This window comes from Micromonospora sp. NPDC005710 (genome assembly GCF_040630995.1).
In the GTDB taxonomy this organism is placed as follows: Bacteria; Actinomycetota; Actinomycetes; order Mycobacteriales; family Micromonosporaceae; genus Micromonospora.
In genome coordinates, this window is sequence record NZ_JBEXYP010000025.1 from 1 (window position 1) to 22,407 (window position 22,407).

Below are 22,407 nucleotides of genomic sequence, written 5' to 3' on the forward strand. Positions count from 1 at the left end.
CGGGACGACAGCGGTGACTTCCGGCTGGCCGCCTGGCTGCCGTGGCCGGCGTGACGGGGCCGGCCGGGGCTGCCGGGCCTTCCGGCGTGGCGGGGCAGCGGGGGGAGGGGGAGTGCTGCGGCCGAAGAGGTACGGGCGGCGTGACCGCGCTCCGCGCGGTGGTCCACCTGCTCAGCTCGGTAGGCGGCCCCGCGTGGAGACGAAGTGGTACGACATGACGGCGAACCCGGGGTCCCGGAGCAGCCGCCGGAAGGCGTTCAGTTGCTGGGGTGACAGCCCGGCGGCCAGGAGGTCGGGCTCCAACTGGCGCGAGTTGGTCTCGTAGAGAGACGTTCCGGTCGACCCGCCGGCCCAGCTCTGCGAGTGGGTGATGGTGTCCAGGTCGGTCAGGCCGGCGAGGGCCATTTCGGTGTGTACGTCCTGCGCCCATCCCAGGTCGGCGCCGTGGTCCTCCAGGACTCCCATCATGGCGTCCATGACCTGCGCGAAGAGCTTCGCGGCGTCGTCGGTGGGTGCGGTGAGCACCCGCTGCGGGGCGGTGCAGTCGAACTCTTCGACGACCAGCCACCCGCCGGGTGCCAGCGCGCCGGTGAGGGTGCGCAGGACCCGTCGTCGATCGGGGAGGTGCAGCAGCACCAGCCGGGCGTGGATCAGGTCGAACGCGTCCCCGGGTGGTGGTTGGGTGCGGACGTCGTGTTGGCGTACGTGCAGGTTGCTCTCGGCCACCAGGTGGGTGGGGTCGATGTCGGTGGCCAGCACCTGACCGTCGTCGCCGACCGCGCGGGCCATCCGCCGGGCCATCGAGCCGCCTCCGGCCCCGACCTCCCAGCACGTCGCGCCCGGTTGCAGGACCGGGCGGGCCAGTCGACGCGTCGTGATCGGGTCCAGAAAGGACTCCAGCGCGTGCATCTGGGGGACGGCATCCGGTGCGCCGTTGTCGAACGTGTACGTGTCATCGCTCGTCGCTGTTGTCATGTGTCTACCTCTCCGAGAGGGGTCGGGTGACGCGAGCAGGGTCGGGTGGTTACGGGGTGTCGGCCCAGAGCCGAGGGGCCGGTCGGTTGGCCGGGGGCGGTGCGCCTGCGGCGACGCTCAACATGGCCGCCAGTGGGGTCGGGTCGCGGCGGGCCTCGGCGGTCGGCCGGTCGTAGACCACCCGGCCGTACTCCAGCACCGCCACCCGGTCCGCGACGTCGATGGCGTGCTGGAGTTGCTGTTCCACGAGCAGCACGGTCAGCCCGTCGGCGGCGAGACCGCCCACGAGTTCGCGGACCCGCGCCGCCAGGTCGGGCGAGAGGCCCTCACACGGTTCGTCGAGAAGCAGCACCCGGGGTTGACCGAGCAGCGCGCGGGCTATCGCCAGCATCTGCTGTTCCCCGCCGGAGAGTTCGCACCCCCGGTGTCGCAGCCGCACCGCCAGCCTGGGCAGCAGGTCCAAGGTCCGGGCGACGGTCCAACCTTCGCCGCCGGAGGTGGGAGCCCGCCACGGCGCGGCTGCCAGGTGCAGGTGCTCGGCCACCGTCAGCCGGGAGAAGACCCGTCGGCCCTGCGGAACGAGGCCGACGCCGGACTGGGCGATGCGATGCGGTTGTCGGCCGGCGACGTGCACGCCGCCGATCTCGACGCGACCGCTGGACGCGCGGACCAGCCCGGCGATGGTGTGCACGAGCGTGCTCTTGCCTGCCCCGTTGCGGCCCACCACGGCCTGGATGCTGCCGGGGCGAACCCGAAGGCTCACCTCGTGCAGGACGATTCCACCGGCGTAGCCGGCGCAGAGACGATCCACTGTGAGCATCAGGTCACCCCGTCGGCGTAGGCCTGCCGCACCAGCGGCGAGGTACGGATCTCGTCCGGTGCGCCGGCGGCGAGTGTCTGACCGTCGCGCAGCACCGTGACCGTGTCGGAGAGGGCGTACACCAGGTCCAGTCGGTGTTCGACGAGCAACACGGCGACCGCCCTGGGCAGCGCCTGGAGCAGCTCGACCAGCCGGCCGACCTCGATGGCGGACAGCCCGGCCGCCGGTTCGTCGAGGAGCAGCAGGCGGGGACGACCGGCCAGGGCCATCGCGATCTCCAGTTGGCGTCGTTGCCCGTGCGCGAGGTGACCGGCGGGCACCGCCGCGACGGCGGTGAGGCCCATCTGTTCCAGCAGCGGGCCGGCCAGGTGCTGCGCGGCGCTCCGGCGTCCGCCCAGCCACCACCGGCGGTGTGGGACGATCCGTGGCAGCGCGGCCACCACGACGTTCTCCGTCGCGGTGAGCGTCGGGAAGACAGCGGGTCGTTGGTGGATGCGGTTGATGCCCCGTCGCGCCCGGGCCGCCGGGCTGAGCCGGCCGATGTCGCGTCCGTCGAACCGCACGCTGCCGCGCTGGGGTTTCGTGGATCCGGCGAGCACGTTGAGCAGTGTCGTCTTGCCGGCCCCGTTCGGGCCGATCAGCGCGTGCCGTTGACCGTCGTGGATGCACAGGTCCACGGCGTCGAGCGCGGCGAGCGAGCCGTACCGCACGCTGATCTTTCTGGCGTCGAGCAGGCCGGTCATCGGCGCAGCTCCGCGACGGCTGGCTGCTCACTGACAGTGGGCTGAAGCGACGGGACCTCCGGCTGGCGCAGCCGCCCCCGGGCCCGGTTCATGCCGGTGGGCAGGAGGTAGACCGTCGCCACGAACAGCGCGCCCAGCACCAGTGGCGCGTGGCCGGGCAGCACCCCGAACAGCCAGTCCCGGACGGCGATGACCAACGCCGCGCCCACCAGGGCGCCGCCCACCGACGCGGTGCCACCGATGACGACACCGAGCAGCAGCAGCGCGGACGTGTCGAAGCCGAAGTCGGCGGGGGAGACGTACTGCTGGGCGACGACCAGGAGTGAGCCGGCGGCACCGGCTATCGCTCCGGCGGCGATGTGCGCACCGGACAGGTGCAACGCCACCCGGTGGCCGCTGGCCCGCAGCCGCGTCTCGTCGTCGCGGCCGGCCCGCAGCACCAGCCCGGCCCGGGTACGCAGCAGCACCAGCACCGCGCCGACAAGTGTGGCCACGACGACCAGGGCGTAGAGGTACCGCGCCTGGTCGCTGGCCAGGGGCGGGAGCCCCCAGAACGGTCGGACCGCGGGGATGCCCGCCAGCCCGTCCGTGCCACCGGTCACCGATCGCCACCGCCCGAGAACGACGACGACGAGTTCGCCGACGGCCAGGGTGATCATCAGGACGATCACCCCTCGGGCGTGCACGACGAGCGGCACGGTGAGCGCGGCCAGCAGCGCCCCCGCGGCCGCCGCTACGGCGAGCTGCACGACGCCGACGTCGGACACCCGGCTGCCGACCACGGCGCAGGCGTAGGCACCGGCCGCGTACGGTGCGGTCTGCCCGAGGGTGGGCATGCCGGCGACGCCGGTGAGCAGCGCCACGCTCACCCCGACCAGGGCCAGCGCCAGCGTCCGGGCGAGGATCGCCGTGGTGTAGTCGTCGACCACCCAGGGCGCCACCACCAGGCCGACCAGGACGAGCGCCGCGATGCCGCCCCGAACCCGCCGGATCACCTCACCCCTCATGCCGCCCTCCACCTGCCGGCCAGGCCACGCGCCCGCACGGCAAGCACGGCCGCCATGGCGGCGAACAGCAGGAACGGCGCGGCGGACGGCAGCAGCGCCACGCCGAGCGTCTGGATCTCGCCGATCGCCAGCGCGGCCAACAGGGTGCCCGCCATCGACCCGAGACCACCGAGGACGACCACCACCAGGGACAGCAGCAGCACGGTGTCGGCGGTGCCGGTGCCCGGGCCGATGATGGGCGCGCCCAGGACCCCGGCCGCGCCGGCGAGCGCACCTGCGGCGGCGAGCACACCGGCCCGGATCCGCGCCGGACTCACGCCCAGACAGGCGACCATCTCCGGGTCGTCGACTGCCGCCCGGACCAGCATCCCGGCCCGGGTGCGGCGTACCACGAGGTAGAGCGCGGCGGCGAGCACCGCCGCGACCACTATGAACACCAACCGGTACGCGGCGTAGCGGTGACCGCCGACGAGCACCGACCCCTCCAGCGCGGCCGGCACCTGGACCTGAGGGTCGTCGGGTCCGAAGGCGGCGACGAGCAGGCTGCCGCCGGCCAACGCCACCCCGAAGGTCAGCAGCGCCTGACTCAGGTGGTTGCCGGTGGCGACAGGTGTGAGCAGGCCGGCCAGGAGCACCCCGGCCGAGGCGGCGGCCAGCACACCGACCCCCAGCGCCAACGCCAGGCTCACCCAGCCGCCGTCGAACAGCGCCGCCGCGGTGTACCCGCCGATCGCGTAGAGCAGGCCGTGCGCCAGGTTCAGGATGTTGGCGACGCCGAAACAGAAGACCAGGCCCGACGCGGCGACGAACACCAGCAGCCCGTAGGCCACTCCGTCCAACGCCGGGATCAGGTACGGGTCGATCCGTTCCGTGCCGGCCGCCACGACTGTCACCGGCCGACGGTCGCGAGGTCACCCACGACGGTGTTGGACAGCGCCCGGCCGTCCTGGCGGACCTGCCGCAGGTACCACTTCTGCACCGGGGAGTGCGTGGCGGTGGAGAACTGCCAGGTGCCGCGCGGGCTGGCGATCTGACCGAGTTGACCGATGGCCGTGTTGATGGCCTCCGGCGTCGGGTTGCTTCCGGCCCCGCCGATCGCCCGGTCCAGCACCGCCGCCGCGTCGTACGAGGCGAGCGCGTAGGTCGTCGGTGAACCGTCGTGCTTCGCCTTCCACGCGGCCACGAAGGCGCGGTTCTCCGCGTTGTCGAGGTCGGACGAGTAGTTGAGCACCGAGTAGATGTCCCTCGCGGCCTCACCCTGCGCGTTGAGCACGCCGCCCTCGGTGAGGAAACCGGCCGCGTACAGCGGGATGTCCTTGATCTCGGACTGCGCGTACTGCTTGACGAAGTCGACTGCGGCGCTGCCGGCGTAGAACGTGTAGACGGCCGCCGCGCCCGAGGCTTTGATGCGGGCGAAGTACGGGAGGAAGTTCGTGGTGGCCGGGAACGGTGTGAAGGTCGTCTTGCCGTCGGCGTTCGCGAGTTTCCCGCCGATCTTCCCGAACGTGTCGGTGAAACCGCGCAGCTCGTCCCATCCGCCCTGGTAGTCCGGGCCGATCGCGTACACCGAGCCCTTCACGTTGTCGCGGACGTGCTGGGCGATCGCCGCCCCGGGCTCGTCGGAGAGGTACGAGGTGTGCCAGACCCGGGAGACGTCCTTGAGTTCCGGCCGGCCGTTGGAGCCGACGAGGGGCACCTTCGTCTCGTTGAGCAGCGGGGTGACCCCGGCTACCGAGCCGCCACCGACGATGCCGGTGAGCGCGGAAACCCGGTCCTGCTTGAGCAGCTTCGTCGCCGCCGGGACAGCGGTCTGGGCTCCGTTGCCCTCGTCCGCGACGATCAGGTCGACCTGCCGGCCGCCCAACTTGCCGTCGTGGGTGTCCAGGTAGAGCTGGAAGCCGTCGCGGATCTCCGTACCGACTGCCTGGTACGTCCCGGACAGCGACGCGAGCAGGCCGATCTTTATCGAGCCGCCGGCGCTCGTGCCCGGAGCGTCGTCGCCGCAGGCGGTGCTTGTGGTCAGCACGGCGGCGAGCAGCGCGGCGGTCAGGGCACGGCTGCGCCAAGGCGTGGTGAGAGGCATGTCTTACTCCAGAGGGAAGGGGAAGGGATCGCCGGCGTGGGGGCGCCGGGTTGGTCAGCGGCTGCGGGCGAGAGCCGCCCGGGCGGCGGGGGTCAGCGCGTCCCCGATCCGGTTGGCCAGCTCGGTCATCTCGTAGGAGACCTTGCCCACGTCGCACTCGGGGGCGGCGAGCACCAGCAGCGAGGCGCCGTCGTTGAAGGCCATCGAGAACATGAATCCGCCCTCGAGTTGCGTGACGTTGGAGATCACCGCACCCGCGTCGAAGAAGGCCGCCGCCCCCCGCAGCAGGCTGACCAGCCCGCTACCCGTGGCGGCCAACTGGTCGGCCCGGTCGGGTGGCAGGTCGCGGGTGGCGGCCACCATCAGGCCGTCGCTGGAGATGGCGATCGCGTGGCTGACCTCGGTCGCGCGCGCCGCGAAGTTGTCCAGCAGCCAGCCGAGATCCTGTTGGTCGGTCACGTGCTCTCCTGTCGCGTCATTTGTTGCCGAGGTTGATCGGGGTACGCCGTCGGTTGGCCACGCCCCGCGCGTACGCGGCCATCGCCGTCGCCACCTGCGCCGGGTCGCGGTACTCGGAGCGTTGCTGCTGCTGGGGCACTGTCACACCGCCGGGCACGAGGTGCCGTTGCGGCTGCCTCTTGGGCAGACCGGAGTTGGTGGTCGTGGTGACCTCGGGGGTGTTCGCCTGGGCGGCCGTACGCCACGCGTCGTCGGCGGGGCTGGACCACTGCTGGCCGTTCTGGCCGTTGTGGCCGTCGACGACGTCGCTCTGGAACCAGTGGTTGACCTGCTCGAAGATGAGAAGCTCCTCGGTGGGCGCGTCGCCCCGGTCCGGGGGTGGGGGAGCCGGTCGGAAGACCGGCGCCGCCGGCAGGGTCCGTTCGGCCGGGGGGCGTCCGGCGGTGGGTTCCGGGCGCGGCTGGTACGGCGGCGGGGGACTGGGCGTGCGCGCTGCCCGCCTCGACAGCCGGCCGGGTGCGAGAAGGTACTCCTCCGGGGGCAGGGACCTGATGATCGCCGCAGGGAGTGTCGCCTCGGCGAGGATGCCGCGTCGGGGGCCGCGTCGTAGTTGGACGGTGGCGCCCAGCCGGGTCGCGAGTTGGCCCACGACGACCAGGCCCATCGCCCGTACCGCGGCGACGTCGATGGCCGGTGGGTGGGCCAGCAGTTCGTTGAGTTGCTGCATCCGCGGCGCGGACAGCCCCACGCCCTCGTCGCTGATCTGGACGATGACGCGGTCACCCAGGCTCCGGCCGCTCACCCAGGTCTCACTGCCCGGCGGTGAGTACGTGGTGGCGTTGTCCATGAGTTCGGCGAGCAGGTGCACTACCTCGTCGACGGTCTTGGCGGCCACTGCGACGTCCCCGTCGATCATGCCGAGCCGGATCCGTGCGTAGTGCTCGATCTGGGACAGCGCCGCCTGGAGCACCTGTTGGAGCGGAACGTCGCGCTGGCGTACGCGACCGACGCCGACGCCGCCGAGCACCAGCAGGCTGGCGTTGATCCGGCCCATCCGGGTCGCCAGGTTGTCGAGTGTGTACAGCTGGTCGAGCCGGTCGGGGTCGGTCTCGTCCCGCTCGACCAGGTCGACCTGGGCGAGGACGGCGTCGACGAGTCGCTGTTCGCGGCGGCTCAGGTGGATGAAGATGTCGGCGGTGTTGGCGCGCATGACGGCCTGTTCGGCGGCGGTCCGCACGGCGGCCTGGTGCACGGCACTGAACGCCTGACCCAGCTCGCCGATCTCGTCGTCGCTCGACGGTTCGAGGGCGGCACTTGACTGCTGGCGGGCAAGCCTCTGTGGGTCGACGGTGGCGCTGCCGGGCTGTTGCAGTTGGGCCACCACGGCGGGGAGCTGTTCGAAGGCCACGGCGTTGGCCGCGTCTCGTAGCCGGCGTAGCCGTCGGGTGATCTGCCGTGCGACGGCCCAGGTCACCAGCGCGGTGAGGATCAGGGCCAGGAGGACTCCGGCCGCCTCGGCCACGGCCCGGCGGCGCTGGTCGGCGTGCGCGTCGCGGACGTCGTCGCGGACCGCGCCGTCGACCCGGGCGCGAAGGTCGGCCAGCCGGGCGGCGCGCGTCTGGGTGGTGGACACCCAGGCGGCGGTCTCCAGTTGCAGCTGCGACCCCGGCTGGGCCCGGGACACCTCGTCCTGCATGCGTTGCAGGGCGAGCGCGTCCTTGCCGGTGCCGGCCTGCTCCCACCAGATGCTCCACGCGGGTGGGGCCAGGGCCAGGAACGACAGGCTCGATTCGGTGTAGCTGGTGCGGGCCGCGGTGATGTCCTGCTGCATGGCCGGGGTCAGCTCGCCTCCCGCGACGGCGCGCAGCACGGCGACCTGCTGTTGACCGATGGCCTCGGCCGTCTTCGACAGGGCCGCGGAGGCGCGGATGCCGTCGGCGAGTTGGGCGTCCACCACGCCGTGTGAGACGTTCTCCCGGAAGTTGATGAGGTCGGCTATCGCGATGCGGTAGCTGAAGGTCATCGCTGACACGGAGGCGTGCGTGGCGGTGCGTACCTGGGTGCGCAGCGGGGCGAGGCCGTCCAGCGCCGCGTCGATGCGCCGCAGCAGCGCTGTGTTGGTGTCGTTTCCGGTGGAGAGCCGGTCGCGCTGCCCGCGATAGCGGGCGACGGCGTCGTCGGTGGCGGCCACCTCCGCGCCGAAGGTGTCCTGCTGCTCCGGGCGGGCGTAGGTGAGCAGGTCGGCGGCGGCGATGCGTTCGCGTTGCAGCCGGTAGGCCAGGTCGCCGGCCTCGGCGCCGACCTGCGCCAGGACCCGCAGGTCGCTGGCCCGGGCCGTCTGGCGTGCGCTCTCGGTCAGCGCGAGACCGGCGAAGCCGATCACGGCGACGAGCGGGGCCGCGACGATGAGGCGCATCCGGCCGGCGATCTTCCAACCGCGTCGACGGGTCGGGTAGGGTCTGGCCGCGTGGGACCGGGTGCTCGACGCCAAGATTGACTCCCACGACTCGTCGATGACGGTCTATGCGCACGTTGCCGAATGCAAGTCCCATTCGGCCGGAAGCCGCGCTCGTAGACCAGACCTGGCCGTGGTACAAACTGCCCGTACCAGCATCTGTACCCAACGTCAGCGACCGGTGACGCCGCGAGGTCGCATCGCACTTGCCGAGTCAGCGCTGGTGGTCGAGGGGTCCGGTCGGTGGGTGCCGCCGCTCCTGACCGTCCGGCTCGGGCGGGCTGTTGAGCACCTGGCCGATGAGCTCCCGCAGTTCGTCGATCGCGTCCACCACCGCACCCGGGTCGCGCACGTCACGCTGACCGCGTTGACGTGGCACCTGCCGATCCAGTCGGGTCGGTTCCGGTGCGCGGGGGCCCCGTCGGCCGTCGGCAGCCATCTGCTCGGCCGCGACCTGCGGCCACAGTGCGGCCAGCTGCCCACCGGTGCCGAGGACGTCGTCGCAGCGCAGCGCGAACTCGTGACTGCCGAACCGGCGACCCGACTCGACCGCCGCGACCGTCTCCCGACTGAACCGCACCAGATCCGCCAGGGCTCGTTGGGTCAGGCCCCGTTGGACGCGGCAGTTGCGCAACTCCCATCGGAACCGTTGACTGGCCGCAGAGTGAGCCGAGCTCGACGGGGACGTGTGCTCCATGCGCTCACCTTCGTGGAACGGACATTCAGCGTCAGACGCCAAATCGAGATTGACCGATGAAGCGAACATTCACAGAGGGCAATTCTTAACCCAGGACATGATGGGTGTGAAGACGTTCACCGGCATGGATCGTCGGGAAAGGCGGGAAAGGTGCCCGCCGGCCTCGGTGCCGCCGCCCAGGTGCGCCGCGTGGAGTCGGCCCGCAACGCCCTGACTCCACCCTCGATCCGTCCGCAGGTCAGCACCGTTGGCGCTCGCGCTCTCTCAGGCGGCGTGCACGTCGACGGTCACCCCGTTCTGTGCCGCCGGCACGTCGACGGGCGCCGAAGTGTCGATTATCGCGAGCAGTGTGCGGTGCGCGCGGAACGCGACATTGGGCTTGTACGAGCGATGTTGCTCGGCGGAGAGTCGTAGCCCCGGAATGGCTTCGGCGAGTCGACCGAGAGCGATTCCGGCCTCGAGTCGCGCCAGTCCCGCCCCGATGCAGAAATGTGGACCGTGGCCGAACGACAGGTGATTGCCCACATCGGCGCGGTGGGGGTCGAACCGGTCCGGGTCGTGGAACGCTGCGGGGTCGCGGTTCGCCGCGCCGATCAACAGCAGGCAACGCGCCCCGGCGGGGATGGTCACCGCGCCCACTGTGACATCCCGGGTGGTCACTCGCAGCCAGCCGTCGATGGCGGGCGCGAACCGGAGCGTCTCGCTCACGAAGGCGGGGACGAGCCCCGGGTCCGCGGTGATCGCCGACCAGCGCTGGGGTACGGACAGGGCCTGGTCCAGGGCGTGCGCGAGCAACCCGGCGGTGGTCTCGTGGCCAGCGACCAGGAGGTTGAAGGCCAGGCTCGCCACCTCGGGCACGGTCAGCACGCTGTCGTCGTCGTCCCGGTAGGTGAGGGCCCGGCCGATGAAGTCGTCGCCGCGATGTCCGCTGTCCACCCGTTGACGGACCAGGCCTTCGCAGTAGTGCCAGAACTCCAGCAGGTCCTGTGCCAGGCGGGTCTGCTCGGCTGGGTCCGGCTGCCCCCAGATGAGGGCGATCTGACCGTCCGCCCAGCTCCGGATCCGGCCGATGTCGGCGTCGGGCACCCCGAGGATGTCCAGGATGACGAGCAGGGGAAGCTCGGCGGCGAACTCCGGGATCAGGTCGACCTCGTCACCCTGGCGGGCGGCGAGTCGGCCCACCAACTGGTCGACCCGGCGACGGACGATCTCCCCGTACTCGGCTTCGACCCGCTCGGAGGTGTTCGCGAAGGTCGCCCGCAGCGCCCGGCGGGTGCGCGGGTGCGCCGGCGGATCCGCGGCGGCCGTCGTGGGCGGCGCGTCGATCTGCATGATCACGTTCAGGGCCGCGGGAGACACCTCGTAGACCGGAGCGAGGGTGAGGGCGTTGGCGAATGTCGTGGTGTCGGCGAGGGCCCGCCGGACGTCCGCGTGCCCGCTGATCAACCACAGGCCCAGATCCTCGGCGTAGTGCACGCCGTCGGGATCGTCGAGAATGCGCCGCCACATGCTTGCCGGATCGGTGAGATAGAGCCCGGCGAACGGATTGAACCGCATGGAAAGCCTCCTGATGCACGCGGCGCGAAACCGGCAGCGCCTCCATTTGGCGATCCACTCCAGCCGGGCCGATAATGGCGCGCATCCGCCTTTTGCTCTTCACGGTGCGCTGACCGGACGCACATGTCAAGATTGGTTGCCGTCTATTTATTTTCGGTTTGATTGCGTGTTGCAACAGTCGAGCGAACCTGGTCGGATGCAAGTTGCGGCCCGGTCCTTGCCGTGCGGTCGACCCAGCCCGACTGTGGATTCGACTCGCCGCTTCGCCTCATGACCGGGGAAACGACCCCCGAGACGACGAGTGACGCCGGAGCCCGGTCGCCGACCGCGGCGCGGGAACCCGCGCGGACGGGGTGGGCGAAACGCTTCGGGACGAGCCCGCGCTGACGGGAGCGGTCAGCCCCGGCGGGCGGAGCCGGCCCCGCGACGCCCGTTCAGGCGTCGCGGGGGTTCCGGCTCAGGGCAGCCTTTGCTCTGCACCCGCGGGTGCGACGCCGGAACCCCCGCGCCTCACCGTGTCGGGGCGGCCGGGTCAGTGCACCTGGTCAGGGCGCCCACGGGGCCGCGACGTTCCAGGTGCTGTCGGCGGCCCACATGGTCGGCGTGTTGTACGCGTCGCCGCCGGTGCCGTTGCTGAGCCAGACCTCAGCGTTGTAGTGCCGCAGGTACTTGCCGCGGAAGTTGTACGACTCCAGCGACACACCGGTGCCGGTCAGCCCGGTGCGGGCGCACCAGGTGGCATCGGCGCGCAGCAGCGCGGAGCCGTCGTCCGGCGAGTTGCGGACCCGGGAGTTCTGGTGGCGCAGGTACTGCCCGGGAAAGTTGACCGACTCGAACGAGTAGCAACCGGACCCGGCCAGACCGGGCCGGATGGTGTACGTGGCGTCGGCCTTGAGCAGGCTGGAGCTGGCGGCGTCGACCACCTCCGTGTAGGCCAGGCCGTCCTGGTGGCGGAGATAGCGGTTGGTGAAGCCCGGCGTGGTCACCTGCAACGACCGCCGGGTGTTGAGCGGCAGGGCGACGGGTGTCGAACCGCCGACGGTCTTCGAGGCGTTGATCAGAGCGGTGTTCGCGGCGCGCACCCGCGTCTGGTCCATCTTGACCACTTGCCGGTCGTAGGTCAGGAAACCGTTCAGCTCACCTTCCAGGTCGGTGATCTCGGTGTAGATGGAGGCACTGAGCCCCTTGCCGACCATCAGGTTCTGGGTGCCCTGCACCAGCCCCACGTACCTGTCGGTGAGGGCGTTCGCACTCGACTGCCACTCGTACGCGAAGAAGCTGCCGTTCGGGCTGTACTCGTGGCCCGGCGTGTGCAGGCCCAGCCCGCCGAACTCACCGAGCACGGCGATCCGGCTGCTCGACGGTACGGGGGAATCCGGTCCGAGGTAGACGTGCCAGTCGTCGATGTCGCCGTTGCCGGGGTCGCCGAGGGACTGGCAGCAGTTGTGACCGCTGTGCGGGTTGACCAGACGGGTCGGGTCCTGGTTCTTGATGTTCTGCGCGACCCGCCGGGTGTCGGCGAGGGACCGCTCGCCCCAGCCCTCGTTGTAGGGCGTGTACGCGATCACCGCGGGTGAGCTGCGGTGTTCGTCGACGATCTCGCGCGCCTCGGCCTCGAACTGCGCCTGCTGGGCGTCGGTGGGGTCGACGTTCTGCGCGGTGAGCGACGGGATGTCCTGCCAGACGAGCAGGCCGAGCCGGTCCGCGTGGTAGAACCAGCGTTGCGGCTCGACCTTGATGTGTTTGCGTACCATGTTGAAGCCCAGGTCCTTGTGTTTCTGCAGGTCGAAGGCGAGGGCGGCGTCGGTCGGCGCGGTGTAGAGCCCGTCCGGCCAGAAGCCCTGGTCGAGGGTGCCGACCTGGAACACGAACTGGCCGTTGAGCTTGGGGCGCAGCACCCCGTTGACCAGGCCGGTGGTGATCTCTCGCATGCCGAAGTAGTGCGTGGTCCGGTCCACTGTGGCACCCGTGGCGCTGCGCAGGGTGACCCGGAGGTTGTAGAGGAACGGGTCGTCGGGTGACCACCGGCGGGCGTTCGGCACCGGCACGCTGAAGTCGGTGAAGCCGCCGGTCGCGGAGCCGACCACTGTGGCGCCGTTGAGCGCCTCGGCGAGCACGCTGTGGCCGCTCACGTCGCCCCTCGTGAAGACCCGGACCCGCACTGTGTTGTTGCTCAGGTTCGGGTAGACGTCCACGCTGCTGATCGAGGCGGTGGGCACCGGCTCCAACCACACCGTCTGCCAGATACCGGAGCTGGGGGTGTAGAAGATCCCGCTGGGCGTCTTGGTCTGCTTGCCGATCGCGGGCAGGCTGCCGTTCTGCCGGCTGTCGGTGGGATCCCAGACCTTGACGACGATCTCGTTCGTTCCGGCGGTGAGCTGCGGTGTCACGTCGAAGCTGAAGGCGTCGTAACCGCCGGTGTGCGCGCCGACCCGGACACCGTTGACCCAGACGGTGCTCTGCCAGTCGACGGCGCCGAAGTGCAGCAGGGTGCGACGACCCGACCAGTTCGCGGGGATGGTGACGGTGCGCCGGTAGAACAGGTAGTTGCGGTTGTCGTTGGCGGCCCGTTGGATACCGGACAGGGCGCTCTCCACGGGGAAGGGCACGTTGACCCGCTCGGGCAGGTTGGTGCCGAACTGTGGGGCGTCGTCGGTCGTCGACTGGCGTAGTTGCCACTCGCCGTTGAGGTTGAGCCAGTCCGGCCGCGTCATCTGGGGCCGGGGGTATTCGGGCAGTGGTGTGCCGTTCAGGGCCTGGCTGGTCCAGGGGGTGGTCAGGGGTGGGGTCTTGGCCGGTGCGGCGTACGCCGGGACGGCGAGGAAGCCGGTGACCAGGGCGATGACGAGCAGCAGTGGCAGGGCGGGGCGGATGGGGACGTGACGTTTCATGCCGTCTCCGGGGGACGAGTCGCCGCGGGCGGGTGCAGCCGGGCCCGAAGCGCGCGGGTGGTGGGCATCGGGTGGTCATTGACGGGGGACGGGCGTCAGCGACGGATGTCGGTGGGATCTCCACCCGCCAACGGCGGCCTGCATATTGACATCCATCATCACCTGTTTAACGTTATAGAGCCGCGTCGGGCGTCTCGTCAATGCTTGTTCGTCAATGCCCGCCCGGCCGGCTGGCCGCATTCGCGAAGGGTTGGAGGATGGGCGTCAACCTGAAGGACATCGCCAGGCGCGCCGGTGTCTCGCTGGCCACTGTGTCGAACGTGGTGAACGGGTACCGGCCGGTGGGGGAGCGGACCCGACAACGGGTGCAGCAGGCGATCGACGAACTCGGCTACAGCCCCAACCTCGGCGCCCGGCACCTCCGCCGGGGCCGTACCGGCCTGATCGCCCTGGCCGTCCCGGAGCTGACCAACCCCTACTTCGCCGAACTCGCCGAGATCGCCATCGCCGAGGCCGCGGCGCTCGGCTACACGCTCGTCATGGAGAACACCGCCGCGGACCGGGAGGCGGAGCTGGCGCTCCTCGACGGCTCACGGCAGCGGATCATCGACGGCCTGATCCTCAGCCCGGTGCGCGTCGGCCGGGAGGAGGTGCTGGCCCGGACCGCCGGTGGTCCACTCGTCCTGATCGGCGAGGGCGTCTACGACGTGCCGTACGACCACATCGCCATCGACAACGTGGCCGCCAGCCACGCCGCCATCCGCCACCTCGTGGCGATCGGTCGCCGCCGGATAGCGTTCATCGGCGCCACCCCGGGCGGGGACCGGCAGTCGGCCCACCTGCGGGTCCGGGGATACCGGGAGGCTCTGGCGGCCACCGGCCTGCCGTACCGACCCCGTCTCGTCGCCCGGACCGACGCGTTCGGTCGGCTCGACGGCATGCGGGCCATGCGGGACCTGCTCGCCCTCGGTGACCGGCCGGACGCGGTCTTCGGTTACAACGACCTGGTCGCGATCGGCGCGCTGCGGGCGCTTGCCGAGGCCGGTCACCGGGTGCCCGCTGACGTCGCGGTGGTCGGGATCGACGACATCGAGGAGGGGCGGTTCACCGCGCCGACCCTCACCACGATCGCCCCGGACAAGAGGGAGATCGGCCGGCTCGCGGTACGCCGCCTCGTCGCGCGCATCGAGGGCGAACAGGTCGCGGGTCCGCTGACCGTGCAGACGCCGTTCCGGCTCCTGCGCCGGCAGAGCACCGGCACGGCGGTCCCCTGACCGCCGGTCGCCCACCAGCCCACGATGCGGCACGAGATCCATAACGCCGGTGGTACGACCCAGAGAGGATGACCCGCTAGATCCATCAGCCTCAATATGATGACCGCAATCTCGAACGGGGTGCGCTCACGAGGCGTGCCATCCTGATGCGGAGGAATGCATGGTTCGCTGGCGTACCCTCACTGGCCTGCTGGCCACCGCGTTGGCCGCGGTGACCGCGGCCAGCCTCACCCTCACCGCGCCGGCCGCGGCCGACAGCCCCATCACGCCGAACGTCGTCGGCGGCACCCGCGCCGCCCAGGGCGAGTTCCCGTTCATGGTGCGCCTCTCGATGGGCTGCGGAGGGGCGCTGTACAGCCCCCGGCTGGTGCTCACCGCCGCGCACTGCGTGGGTGCGACGGGCACCAACACCAGCATCACCGCGACGCTCGGGACTGTCGACCTCCAGTCGTCCAGCCGGATCACCGTCCGGTCCAACTACGTCTACCGCGCTCCCGGCTACAACGGCTCCGGCCGGGACTGGGCGCTGATCCGGTTGGCCAGCCCCGTCACCGGGCTGAGCACGCTGCCGATCGCCAGCACCACCGCGTACGACGGCGGCACCTTCACCGTCGCCGGTTGGGGCGCCGCCCGCGAGGGCGGCGGCCAGCAGCGGTACCTGCTCAAGGCGAGCGTGCCGTTCGTCAGCGACTCCACCTGCAACGCCAACTACGGCGGGGACCTCATCCCGGCCCAGGAGATCTGCGCCGGCTACGCCAGCGGCGGCACTGACACCTGCCAGGGTGACTCGGGTGGCCCGATGTTCCGCCGCGACGCCAGCAACGCCTGGATCCAGGTCGGCATCGTCAGTTGGGGCAACGGGTGCGCCCGGCCCAACTACCCGGGTGTCTACACCCAGGTGAGCTACTTCGCCTCGACGATCGCATCGGCGGCGGCGAGCCTCGGCGGCTGACCGTACGACCGCTCGGGCGGCCCGGACGACACGGTCCGGGCCGCCCGTTCGTGCCGTCCGCCCGCCCGGCGGCGAGTGGGCCACCCGACAGATTCGGCGGGCCGTCAGTGCGCCGTCGTCCGCAGCGGCGATGATGGGCCGGTGAAGATCCTGTCCATTCAGTCGTCTGTCGCCTACGGCCACGTCGGCAACTCGGCGGCGGCCTTTCCGCTGCAACGCCTCGGGCACGAGGTCTGGCCGGTCCTGACCGTGCACTTCTCCAACCACACCGGGTACGGGGCGTGGCGCGGCCCGCTGCTCCCGGCGTCGGACGTGGCGGAGGTGATCGCGGGCATCGAGGACCGGGGCGTCCTCGGCAGCGCCGACGCGGTGCTCTCCGGCTACCAGGGCGACCCGGCCGTGGGCGCGGTGATCCTGGACGCGGTCGCGACGGTGAAGGCGGCCAACCCCGCCGCCGTGTACTGCTGCGACCCGGTGATGGGCGACGCCGGCCGGGGCATGTTCGTCCGGCCGGGCATTCCGGAGTACCTGCGGGACACCGTGGTGCCCCGAGCGGACATCATCACCCCGAACCACTTCGAGTTGGACTTCCTCGCCGGCCGTACGACGAACTCGCTGGCCGAGGTGCTCGACGCGGTCGACGTGGTGCGCGCGACCGGGCCACGGCACGTCCTGGTGACGAGCGTGCTGCACGGTGACCTGCCGCCGGACTCGCTGGAGGTGGTGGCGGTCTCCGACGAGGGCGCCTGGGCGGTGACCACGCCGCTGCTGCCGATCAACCCGAACGGTGGGGGCGACGTCACAGCGGCGCTGTACCTCGCGCACCTGTGGACGACCGGCTCACCCGCCGCCGCCCTGGAACGCACCATCGCCTCCGTCTACGCCGTCCTCGAGGCGACTCTCGCGGCGGGCACCCGGGAGATCCAACTGATCGCGGCACAGGACGTCATCGCCGACCCGCCGACCCGCTTCACCGCCCGCCGGCTCCGCTGACGGCGGGCGGGGCCGCGCAACTGCTGCGCTGACGACTGTCGCGGGCCGGTGGTCGTCAGCTGCCCTCGGGAACTGCCATCTCGCCGAGCAGCGACCAGTCCTCCTGCGGCACCGTGGCGTTCACGATGCGTGGGGTCTCGGCCAGGTGCGGCGGCAGGCTCTCCTGGGCCGCCCGGAAGTGGGCGGACTGGACGTGGGCCGCGCCGGCCTGGTCGTCACGGAACGCCTCCACCAGCACGTACTCGGTGGGATCGTCAAGGCTGCGGGACCAGTCGAACCACAGGCAGCCCGGCTCCGCCCGGGTCGCCTCGGTGAACTCGGCGGCGATCTGCGGCCACCGGTCGGCGTGCTCGGCCCGGACCCGGAACTTGGCGATAATGAAGATCATGGCACCAGGCTACCCAGCCGGGCGGGCGCGGGCGACGACCTCCTCGGGTGTCAACGGCGCCTTCGGGTGGTGCGTCAGGCACAGCGGGGTGCGGACCTTGACGAACGAGAATCCCTCCCCGGCGGCGTAGAACTCGCCGCTGTTGAGCAGGCCGATGTCCGGCAGCCGGCCGCCCTTGGCCTCGGCGAGGTGCCGGGCCGCGTCGATCTGCGCCGGCGCGTTGAGCAGCCCGAAGAACTGCGTCGTCGCGTTGCCGGAGATCTGGTTGTGCAGACCCTTGGGCGCCTGGGTGGCGAAGACCAGCCCGAGACCGTACTTGCGGGCCTGTGAGGCCAGCGCGATCGAACTGGCGGTGCAGGCAGTGGTGCCGCTCGACGGCGCGAGTGTCTGCGCCTCGTCCATCACGAACAGCCCGCCCAGCGGTCGGTCACCGGCGGGGTGCCGTTTGATCCACGCGAAGAGCGCCATCTGCAACTGGTTGACGAAGCTCTGCCGCTCCTGGTCGGAGGTGAGGCCGACGAAGCTGACCACCGACACCCGGGCCCGCCGCCCCGGCGACGGAGTCAGCAGCAGCCCCGGGTCGGCGGGAGCGCCCACCCCACCGAAGAGCGGGTCGGTGACCATCGCCGCCTTGAGTGCCTCGGCCAACTCCTCGGCGAGCTTCCCGGCCCGGGCCAGCCGACTGACCCCCTCGGGCAGGTCGGTGAGGAACTCGGTGAAGCCGGGCAGGCCCACCATCCCGCTGCGCGCGTACGCCTGGAGGGCCTCGGTGAGGACGGCCTTGCCCTGCTGGGCGAGCCGGCCCGCGCGGTCCACCCCGGCCCGGGGCGCGAGCGACTCCACGGCGGAGCGGACAGCCTGGTCGAACTCGTCCGGCCAGTCCCGCAGGGAGGTGAAGTCGGGTAGCGGCTGGAAGCTCAACGGCCGACCGGCGGTGACCCGGGGCGTCCACACCACCACCTCGGTGTGCGCGAGGTAGTCGGTGGCGCGGTCGGCGTCGCCGGGGCCCCAACCACTCGGTGGGTCGGGCCACGCGTCGCCGAGCCGGGCGAGGTCGTTGTTGGGGTCGAGCACGATCGCGGAGACCCCCTCGCGGGCGCACTCCTCGACCAGCCGGCGGATGAGCACGGTCTTGCCCGAGCCGGACCCGGCGAACACCACGGCGTGGCGGCGCAACGACTCCAGGGGAACAGTGAACGGGTGCCCGCCGTCGACGGTCCGTCCCAGCCCGACGGCCCGGCCGCCCTCGCCGGGCGGAAGGTCGACCGGCTCGGCGGGTACGGAGCCGGCCGCCGTGCCCGTCGACACGCCAGTCGGCCCGGTCGTCGGTTCGAGATGGGGGCCGCCCGGCGGTGGCCCGGCGTCGTCAGGCGTCGGGGGAGGCGTGCAACCGCGCGTCCCGTCCGGACCGGGCAGGACCGCGCGGAACAGTTCGGTTCCGCTGGCCGGACGGCGGGCCACCAGCCACTCCTGGAGGGCGGTGGAGGGCTCCGCCGCCATCACCCGAAGCGCGGCGAAGACCCGCAGGTCCGACTCGGACACTGCGCGCCGCAGACCGCCGGCCGCGTCGAAGCCGGTCAACACCTCGGTCGTCCGCTTTCCGGTCGGCCACGGACCGTTGCGCAGCAGGATCAGCCGCCGTTGTGGCAGGTCCCGGTCCAACCCGGCGAGTGTGCACGCGGCCTTGACCCGCGCGGTGACGGCGACGGCATTGGGGTGCGCGACGGCTCGGAAGCACCAGTGCGCCTCGTTCTCGGTGGCCTCGTCGAGCACCTCGATCAGCCGCCCGTGCAACGCGGGCTTGCGCCCGGGTGGCGGGTCGTACTTGTAGGTGGCGCCGGTGGGTGCATGCTCGGCGATCCAGGCGGCCAGGCCGGCGGCGAGCAGCCGCGGCATGTGCTCGTCCTCGCCCGTCGGGCTCACCGCGGCCGACACGTCCGCTGCCTCGACCAGGTCGGCGAAGCGCGCGTCCAGTTCGTGCAGGCGGCGCTCGTCCGTCGCCGGGTCGGCGGACGAGCCACGGACGGCGCTGTCAGGGGGCGTCGACTCGGCGCCGTCGATGAGCCGGTCGAGTTCGACCACCTCGTCGCGGTCCCGGCACCAGGCGATGTGGCGGTCCACCCGGCGGAGCAGGGCGCGTGGCGTGAGGGTGGGCGCGTCGACGAAGGCGGCGGGCGCGATCGGCCAGGTGGGGTGCGGTGGCCCGAAGTACATGCCAGCGAACGCGGCGGCGAGGCGCTTCGCCACTATCGCCTGCCCGATCTCCGGGGTGGGGATCCGGTCCGGCAGGGTGGACGTACGGAAACGGTCGGCGACCGGGGTGGGCGCGGTGCGGGTCATCAGCACCCAGGTGTCCGGCAGGCACGAGACCACGACAAGCGTGCGGCGGGTGATGTCGCGGAGCTTGAGCAGACCGTCGGCGATCGGGCCGAGCACCTTGGCCTGGGCGTCCTCCAGCCCCTGATGCTGGTTGAGCAGTGAAGTGCTGGTCTGGGCGAACAGCGTGTCGAGCTGGTCCACGGCGATGACAGTGGGGTCCAGGGCCAGGGCCATCAGTCGGGAGATGTCCTGCACGACCTGCTGCGGGGTGCGGATCGCGGCGCTCAACCCCCACTCCGCCCGCGCGGCCGGGTCACCGGGTTCGGAGATCAGATGGGCGTAACCGACGTCCTGCGCCTCGAAGTCGACGGCGCCGTGCAGGACGAGCGCCCGAGCGGTGTCCTGGGCGTCCCGCCCGACCTCCCGGTCGCGCTCGCGCAGCGCCCAGACGAAGGTGTCCAGTTGCGCCCGGGTCACCGGTCGGGCACCGGCGACCGCGTCGCGGACCTCCAGCGGCAGGCCGAGCTGGGTGGTGAGTCGGCGCAGGAACGTCTTCAGCTGGGTGCCCCAGCCGACGTGGGCGCGGCCCATTCCCTCCACCAGGGCCAGGGCCACGCTCTCCCAGAAGGTCTTGCCACTGACCATGTCGACAAGGAAGAAGTAGCCGCCGTCGCGCTGGATCTGCTCGCGGACCGCCCCGAGAAGGTGCGTCTTGCCGGCGCCCGCGCGGCCCTGCATGGCCACGCCGAGCGGCATGCTCGTGTCGTCGGTGCGGGCCCGCGCCACTCCGCGCAGGATCTCCGCGGCCACCTTCTCGTGCAGCTCCGGAACGTTGTGCGGGCTGGGTCGCCAGACGTCGTCGGGGGTGACCGCCGGGTTGAGGCTCACCGATTCCAGCGCGGTCCGCTGGTCCTGCGAGATCATGCCGGGCCGATCGCCAGGGCGTGGTTGTCCTCGTTCCCGATGCGGACGGCCGCCGCCCGGTCCCGTTCGGTGAGCGACTTGGAGTTCGCCACCGGGATGATACGGACGTCCGCACGGCCGACCATCGCGCGCAACGCCGCGTCGAGGGCGGCCTGGTCGGTGTCGGCGAGCCGGTCCCGGACGTCGGCGAGGCCGACCCAGGCGCCCGGCGCGGTGGCCAACTCCTGGTACGCGGAACGCACCAGCGCCTCCACCTCCGCCGCGGACTCAGGGCCCGCCGCAGTGGGTGCCGGTGCGGTGGATGCCGGTGCGTCGTGCCGAGGCTCGCCGCCCTGCGCTGCCGTCGCCTCGGTCTGCTTGAAGAAGTCACCGTGGCTGACCCGGAGCCGGTCCAGCGAACGGTGCAGGTTGGACAACACGACGAACAACGACCGGGTCGTCGAGCCGCCCTGCTTCGGCGGTGCGGAGATGTGCAGCCGACGGGCCACCCGCCAACCCTCGTCGGTCAGCTCGTGGGCGAACGGCCGGTGCTTCCGATCGGTGTCCACCAGGCCCAGGTCGACGAGCTTCCTGTTGTCAGTGCCGGTCAGCGTGAAACCGGCCAGCTCTCTCAGCTCGACGTTTGTGAGTCGGCGCGCCTCGACCATCAGCACCACGAGGGCGTTGATCTGGTTCGGTGTCAGGTGCGGGACGTCCGCCGGGCTCGTCATGATGTCTCATCTCCGTGGGGGTACGTGCCGCCCGCGCGTCGCCGGGCCAGCAGCCGACGAATCCCGTCGACCACCGCCGGCGCGTCGGTGAGCACCTGTTCGTTGGTGAAGCGGAGCACGTCCAGCCCGAGGAGTTGCAGCTGCACGTCTCTCCGCCGATCGTTGGCGAAAGCGATTCGCCCACGATGCTCCGGGCCGTCCACCTCGACCGCAAGACCCTCCGTGGGCCAAAACAGATCCAGTCGGTACGCGGTGGCCAGGACGTGCCACTCGTAGGTCTGGTTCCACCGCCTGCCGCGCGCCCAGTCGTGTGGCGCGAGCGCGCGTTCCAACGCCTGCTCGGCGGCGCTGTCACCGCGGGGCACGCCCGCGATCGGCGGCCAGGCCAACACTGTCGGCTCCCGTTCGGCGGCAGTGGCCGGAGTCGGTTCGACAGTGCCGGCCAGCCCGGCGTATCGCGCCGGCACCTCGATCGGCACCGACCGCACCCGGTCGGCGTGGCGCAGCGGCTTTCCTACCAACCACACCGTGAAGCCGCCGTGCCGTACGAGCCACTCGGCGGCGGCCACGAGCGTCCGCTCGGCGTCCGCTGCCAGGTCGGGCAGGGCCACGACGAGGACGCAGCTGTCCCTCTCGTACGCCTCGGCGATCACCCGGGCGAGCCCGGCGGCGCGTACCCCCGGGGCGAAGCGGGACTGGCCGGCGGGGTGACGCGGGCCGCGCAGCCCGCGCTCGGCGAGGTCGGCGAGGAATGGGCCGAAGTGCCGGGACTGGGCGGCGGTACGGGCCGCGAGGGCGCGAACCGCCGCCACGCCGAGCGTGCCCTCGCTGTCGAAACGGTCGGCCCCGGTCAGCCAGCGGGGGAACATCGTGCGGGCCGCGACGTCCAGTTGATCGAGCAGGGTGCCCACGAGGTCGCCGAGGGCGCCGGTCACAGTGGGCCGGTAGTGGACGATCGCGGGCGCCGCCGGCGGCAACGGGTCGAACGCCACCCGCAACAGCTCCGGGTCGACGCCCGGCAGGTGACTCACTCGTCGCGTGGGCGGGGCCGCCCACCAGGCTCCGTTGGCGTCGCCGTCGGCCCGGACGGGGTGCGCCATGGCGGCACCCTACGGCACGGGCCGGCACGACCGGGACCCCTCGGTGGCGACGACGGTGCC

The 22,407-nt window shown here is 71.7% G+C and carries 18 protein-coding genes; 3 read left to right on the top strand and 15 right to left on the bottom strand.

Features of this window, described 5'->3' with window-relative positions; genetic code table 11:
* Positions 1 to 171: 171 nt before the first annotated feature.
* The 11 genes from ABZ406_RS26370 to ABZ406_RS26420 all read right to left on the bottom strand — a co-directional run bounded on the left by ABZ406_RS26370 (position 172) and on the right by ABZ406_RS26420 (position 13,687).
* A complete protein-coding gene (locus ABZ406_RS26370; RefSeq protein WP_357766899.1) occupies positions 172 to 975 on the bottom strand; it encodes a methyltransferase domain-containing protein in 804 nt (267 codons plus the stop codon).
* A gap of 49 nt (positions 976 to 1,024) precedes the next feature.
* Entirely contained in the window at positions 1,025 to 1,795 is a 771-nt protein-coding gene (locus ABZ406_RS26375) for an ABC transporter ATP-binding protein (RefSeq protein ID WP_357766902.1), read from the bottom strand.
* Positions 1,795 to 2,538: an ABC transporter ATP-binding protein gene (locus tag ABZ406_RS26380; RefSeq protein WP_357766905.1), complete on the bottom strand. Its 744-nt coding sequence runs from the start codon at positions 2,536 to 2,538 to the stop codon at positions 1,795 to 1,797. The genes ABZ406_RS26375 and ABZ406_RS26380 overlap by 1 nt, the downstream gene beginning before the upstream one ends.
* Complete coding sequence (locus ABZ406_RS26385; protein WP_357766907.1) at positions 2,535 to 3,545, bottom strand: branched-chain amino acid ABC transporter permease; 1,011 nt, start codon at positions 3,543 to 3,545, stop codon at positions 2,535 to 2,537. The genes ABZ406_RS26380 and ABZ406_RS26385 overlap by 4 nt, the downstream gene beginning before the upstream one ends.
* Positions 3,542 to 4,438: a branched-chain amino acid ABC transporter permease gene (locus tag ABZ406_RS26390; RefSeq protein WP_357766910.1), complete on the bottom strand. Its 897-nt coding sequence runs from the start codon at positions 4,436 to 4,438 to the stop codon at positions 3,542 to 3,544. Before ABZ406_RS26390 ends, ABZ406_RS26385 begins: the two co-directional genes overlap by 4 nt.
* Positions 4,435 to 5,628 (bottom strand): ABC transporter substrate-binding protein, encoded by a 1,194-nt coding sequence (locus ABZ406_RS26395; RefSeq protein ID WP_357766913.1) that lies wholly within the window; start codon positions 5,626 to 5,628, stop codon positions 4,435 to 4,437. The genes ABZ406_RS26390 and ABZ406_RS26395 overlap by 4 nt, the downstream gene beginning before the upstream one ends.
* Before the next feature lie 54 nt (positions 5,629 to 5,682).
* The gene (locus ABZ406_RS26400) at positions 5,683 to 6,087 is read right to left on the bottom strand and encodes a roadblock/LC7 domain-containing protein (protein ID WP_030490280.1); all 405 of its coding nucleotides are present in this window, start codon (positions 6,085 to 6,087) and stop codon (positions 5,683 to 5,685) included.
* A 16-nt stretch (positions 6,088 to 6,103) separates the two neighbouring features.
* Complete coding sequence (locus tag ABZ406_RS26405; protein ID WP_357766916.1) at positions 6,104 to 8,503, bottom strand: nitrate- and nitrite sensing domain-containing protein; 2,400 nt, start codon at positions 8,501 to 8,503, stop codon at positions 6,104 to 6,106.
* A gap of 253 nt (positions 8,504 to 8,756) precedes the next feature.
* Positions 8,757 to 9,239: a helix-turn-helix transcriptional regulator gene (locus tag ABZ406_RS26410; RefSeq protein ID WP_357766919.1), complete on the bottom strand. Its 483-nt coding sequence runs from the start codon at positions 9,237 to 9,239 to the stop codon at positions 8,757 to 8,759.
* A gap of 264 nt (positions 9,240 to 9,503) precedes the next feature.
* Positions 9,504 to 10,796 carry a cytochrome P450 gene (locus tag ABZ406_RS26415; RefSeq protein WP_357766922.1) on the bottom strand — a complete coding sequence of 431 codons (1,293 nt, stop codon included), beginning with the start codon at positions 10,794 to 10,796 and terminating at the stop codon, positions 9,504 to 9,506.
* Between the two features lie 545 nt (positions 10,797 to 11,341).
* Positions 11,342 to 13,687, bottom strand: a complete 2,346-nt coding sequence (locus ABZ406_RS26420; protein WP_357766927.1) for an AbfB domain-containing protein — start codon at positions 13,685 to 13,687, stop codon at positions 11,342 to 11,344.
* Positions 13,688 to 13,944: 257 nt separating this feature from the next.
* On the opposite strand from ABZ406_RS26420, the gene ABZ406_RS26425 reads away from it, so the two are divergent.
* The 3 genes from ABZ406_RS26425 to pdxY all read left to right on the top strand — a co-directional run bounded on the left by ABZ406_RS26425 (position 13,945) and on the right by pdxY (position 16,906).
* Positions 13,945 to 14,961, top strand: a complete 1,017-nt coding sequence (locus ABZ406_RS26425) for a LacI family DNA-binding transcriptional regulator (protein WP_357766930.1) — start codon at positions 13,945 to 13,947, stop codon at positions 14,959 to 14,961.
* 160 nt (positions 14,962 to 15,121) lie between these two features.
* Complete coding sequence (locus ABZ406_RS26430; protein ID WP_357766933.1) at positions 15,122 to 15,913, top strand: serine protease; 792 nt, start codon at positions 15,122 to 15,124, stop codon at positions 15,911 to 15,913.
* 141 nt (positions 15,914 to 16,054) lie between these two features.
* On the top strand, positions 16,055 to 16,906 hold the full coding sequence (pdxY, locus tag ABZ406_RS26435) for a pyridoxal kinase PdxY (RefSeq protein ID WP_357766936.1): 852 nt from the start codon (positions 16,055 to 16,057) through the stop codon (positions 16,904 to 16,906).
* Positions 16,907 to 16,961: 55 nt separating this feature from the next.
* On the opposite strand, the gene ABZ406_RS26440 is transcribed toward pdxY, so the two are convergent.
* From ABZ406_RS26440 to ABZ406_RS26455, 4 genes are read right to left on the bottom strand one after another with little or no spacing between them, the layout of a single operon-like run.
* Entirely contained in the window at positions 16,962 to 17,294 is a 333-nt protein-coding gene (locus ABZ406_RS26440; protein ID WP_357766938.1) for a putative quinol monooxygenase, read from the bottom strand.
* Positions 17,295 to 17,303: 9 nt separating this feature from the next.
* Complete coding sequence (locus ABZ406_RS26445; RefSeq protein ID WP_357766941.1) at positions 17,304 to 20,537, bottom strand: ATP-binding protein; 3,234 nt, start codon at positions 20,535 to 20,537, stop codon at positions 17,304 to 17,306.
* Complete coding sequence (locus ABZ406_RS26450) at positions 20,534 to 21,247, bottom strand: hypothetical protein (RefSeq protein ID WP_357766944.1); 714 nt, start codon at positions 21,245 to 21,247, stop codon at positions 20,534 to 20,536. Before ABZ406_RS26450 ends, ABZ406_RS26445 begins: the two co-directional genes overlap by 4 nt.
* Complete coding sequence (locus tag ABZ406_RS26455) at positions 21,244 to 22,347, bottom strand: DUF559 domain-containing protein (RefSeq protein ID WP_357766946.1); 1,104 nt, start codon at positions 22,345 to 22,347, stop codon at positions 21,244 to 21,246. The genes ABZ406_RS26450 and ABZ406_RS26455 overlap by 4 nt, the downstream gene beginning before the upstream one ends.
* Positions 22,348 to 22,407: the final 60 nt, after the last annotated feature.

Bases quoted from the DNA above. Each gene is read 5' to 3' on its own strand.
- ABZ406_RS26370 (WP_357766899.1), bottom strand. From the start codon at position 975: ATGACAACAGCGACGAGCGATGACACGTACACGTTCGACAACGGCGCA.
- ABZ406_RS26375 (WP_357766902.1), bottom strand. From the start codon at position 1,795: ATGCTCACAGTGGATCGTCTCTGCGCCGGCTACGCCGGTGGAATCGTC.
- ABZ406_RS26380 (WP_357766905.1), bottom strand. From the start codon at position 2,538: ATGACCGGCCTGCTCGACGCCAGAAAGATCAGCGTGCGGTACGGCTCG.
- ABZ406_RS26385 (WP_357766907.1), bottom strand. From the start codon at position 3,545: ATGAGGGGTGAGGTGATCCGGCGGGTTCGGGGCGGCATCGCGGCGCTC.
- ABZ406_RS26395 (WP_357766913.1), bottom strand. From the start codon at position 5,628: ATGCCTCTCACCACGCCTTGGCGCAGCCGTGCCCTGACCGCCGCGCTG.
- ABZ406_RS26405 (WP_357766916.1), bottom strand. From the start codon at position 8,503: ATGCGCCTCATCGTCGCGGCCCCGCTCGTCGCCGTGATCGGCTTCGCC.
- ABZ406_RS26410 (WP_357766919.1), bottom strand. From the start codon at position 9,239: ATGGAGCACACGTCCCCGTCGAGCTCGGCTCACTCTGCGGCCAGTCAA.
- ABZ406_RS26415 (WP_357766922.1), bottom strand. From the start codon at position 10,796: ATGCGGTTCAATCCGTTCGCCGGGCTCTATCTCACCGATCCGGCAAGC.
- ABZ406_RS26420 (WP_357766927.1), bottom strand. From the start codon at position 13,687: ATGAAACGTCACGTCCCCATCCGCCCCGCCCTGCCACTGCTGCTCGTC.
- ABZ406_RS26425 (WP_357766930.1), top strand. From the start codon at position 13,945: ATGGGCGTCAACCTGAAGGACATCGCCAGGCGCGCCGGTGTCTCGCTG.
- ABZ406_RS26430 (WP_357766933.1), top strand. From the start codon at position 15,122: ATGGTTCGCTGGCGTACCCTCACTGGCCTGCTGGCCACCGCGTTGGCC.
- ABZ406_RS26440 (WP_357766938.1), bottom strand. From the start codon at position 17,294: ATGATCTTCATTATCGCCAAGTTCCGGGTCCGGGCCGAGCACGCCGAC.
- ABZ406_RS26445 (WP_357766941.1), bottom strand. From the start codon at position 20,537: ATGATCTCGCAGGACCAGCGGACCGCGCTGGAATCGGTGAGCCTCAAC.
- ABZ406_RS26450 (WP_357766944.1), bottom strand. From the start codon at position 21,247: ATGACGAGCCCGGCGGACGTCCCGCACCTGACACCGAACCAGATCAAC.
- ABZ406_RS26455 (WP_357766946.1), bottom strand. From the start codon at position 22,347: ATGGCGCACCCCGTCCGGGCCGACGGCGACGCCAACGGAGCCTGGTGG.